A 2,562-nucleotide genomic window follows, 5' to 3' on the forward strand; every position below is an offset into this window, starting at 1 on the left:
TTGCCTCAATATGATCTCATCCCTGAAGGGCTTGGTGGTGATGTTATGATTGTGCCAGTATCAGCAAAAAAGAAAACTAATTTAGATAAACTAGAAGAGACGATTTTGTTAATCGCTGAATTAATGAAGCTAGAAGCAATAGAAGATTGTCGAGCACTTGGATGGGTAATAGAATCCAAAATAGATAAAGCGAAAGGAATATCAGCCACATTGATAGTTGAGGAAGGAACGTTAAAGGTTGGTGATATATTGGTAGTTGGTACAACATACAGCAAAGTACGTAGTATGGTTAATCACCCCGGTCAAAGAGAAAAAGCAGCACTACCCTCCGCTCCAATTGAAATTACTGGTCTAAATGGTGTGCCAAATGCTGGAGATAAATTTGTTGTTGTAAATTCTGAAAAGCAGGCGCGTGAAATTGTTGAATACAGGCTAGAGTTAATCAGGAAAAAGAAAGAAGATTTGGGCGACAATAATTTAGATATATTCAGTCGTAATAACAGCGAAACAGAAGAACTATCTGTAGTTTTAAAGTGCGATGTAACTGGTTCTATTGAAGCAATATCAAGTTCAATTGATAAACTCGGTAAAGACCAAGTGAAATTAAATATCCTACACAAAGCAGTAGGAGGGATAACAGATTCAGATGTGCTGCTTGCAGAAGCATCAAGTGCAGTAATTTTAGCTTTTAATGTAAAAGTGGATTCAAAAATAAGGGACTTGGCAAAACAAAAAGGTGTAGAAATACATACTTATAACATAATATACGAGCTCATTGACGACATGAGAATGTATTTAACTAAAATGTTAAAGCCTGTTACACGAGAGGTTCGTGTTGGCTTTGCATCTGTGAGGCAGATATTTAATGTATCTAAAGCTGGTAATATCATTGGATGTTATGTAAGTGATGGAGTCATAAAAAAAGATTCTTTAATTAAGGTAGTGCGTGGTGGCAAATTGGTGCATGAAGGAAAGTTAAAAGCACTACGTAGATTTAAAGATGATGTTAAAGAAGTAGGTGTAAACTTTGAATGCGGAGTATCACTAGAGGGTAATGTCGATATTAAAGTTGGAGATATTTTGGAAGCTTATCAATTAGTGCAAGAAGAAAGGGTGTTATAGTAGCTGGATATGAAAAAGGAAATTAGAAACCTAAGGATAGCATCGGTATTGCATAGAGCAATATCAAGAATTCTAATGGAAGGTAAGGTGTTCAATAAAAATGTAGCGGTATCTGACGTAAAATTAAGTAAAGATTTGAAAAAAGCAGATGTATATATTGTGTTATCTTCATTGAATATTCAAGTAGCTGACTACTTAGATCCAGAAAAAAGACGCACTGGAGATCCTTCTGAGAATAATTGTGATATTAATACTGTTGTTAATGAAATGAACCAATCTGCATGGTCAATACGTAAATCTATATTGTGTTATGTTGATTTGCGATTTATACCTGAACTAGTTTTCAAGCCTGACTTAGCGTTCGATAATTTTGTTAATGTAAGCAAAATATTACATAATCACACTTAATTAATGCATTTCAATCGTTACTTTTCATTAATGAGGTTGCACAGTTTAACGGGTTTGTGGCTTGTGCTATTTCCCAGTTTGAGCGGTATTCTTTTAGCCTCAACTTCTCTATCGTATCAGGTTCTTTTTCTCCTTGTTTTGTTTACTATGGGTGCATTTTTAATGAGACCCGCAGGGTGCATAATCAATGATATCTTCGATAGAAAAATAGATGCGCACGTTGAACGAACAAAATATAGGCCACTTGCAAGTGGTGCATTAAACATAAAGCAGGCTTTAGCTTTACTTTCACTGCTACTGTCTATTGCCCTGGTAATCTTATTATTAACTAATAAAACTACACTTATACTTGGAATAATCTCAATGTGTATGATAGCTACTTACCCTTTATTAAAGCGGTATGTTTGGTGGCCACAATTGTTCTTAGGGTTTACCTTCAATATGGGATCGCTCATGGGCTCAGCAGCAATAACAAACCAGATCAGTACAGAATCCTTGCTGTTTTATATAGGATGCGTCTTTTGGACACTTAGCTATGACACCATATACGCCCATCAAGATAAAAAAGATGATGAAAAACTCGGGATGAAATCTACCGCATTATATTTTGGTGATACAACAAAATCTTGGTTGAAAAGATTTTATTTAATATCTCTTATGACGTGGCTATATGCTGGTATCTTATCATCATTAAATAACATTTTTTATATTGCTCTACTTGCTGTAGGGTTCATATTTCACCGCCAATACAAAAATTTCAATCCTGACGATCCCAGTCAATGCATGTCCATATTCAAAAATAATTCCTACGTAGGGTTGCTGCTCTTTTTCGGCATTCTTTTAGATAGAATTATCACCTAGGTCTCAAGAGTTTCGGCTCTAATGAAATCAATAGACTCAGGTAGCCCGCAGAAACAAAAAAACTTGCTTGACAAACTCCGCCAGCCCTCTTATCATGGTAGTGAAGCTATTTATTTATCTTCTCTGTACAGATTAAATGACAAAAAAACTCACGTATCTGGCGTCTCATGT

General features: G+C 35.4%; 2 protein-coding genes and 1 pseudogene. All 3 read left to right on the top strand.

Annotated features, from left to right (window positions below; all coding sequences use genetic code 11):
- Positions 1-1,122, top strand: a pseudogene (locus tag OZD61_RS01395) (translation initiation factor IF-2); the annotation flags it as partial.
- Between the two features lie 9 nt (positions 1,123-1,131).
- Entirely contained in the window at positions 1,132-1,530 is a 399-nt protein-coding gene (locus OZD61_RS01400; protein ID WP_274979578.1) for a ribosome-binding factor A, read from the top strand.
- 3 nt (positions 1,531-1,533) lie between these two features.
- The gene (gene ubiA / locus OZD61_RS01405; RefSeq protein WP_274979579.1) at positions 1,534-2,391 is read left to right on the top strand and encodes a 4-hydroxybenzoate octaprenyltransferase; all 858 of its coding nucleotides are present in this window, start codon (positions 1,534-1,536) and stop codon (positions 2,389-2,391) included.
- Positions 2,392-2,562 lie beyond the last annotated feature (171 nt).

The sequence above is a fragment of the Wolbachia endosymbiont of Drosophila bocki genome, assembly GCF_028982005.1.
Classification (GTDB): domain Bacteria; phylum Pseudomonadota; class Alphaproteobacteria; order Rickettsiales; family Anaplasmataceae; genus Wolbachia; species Wolbachia pipientis.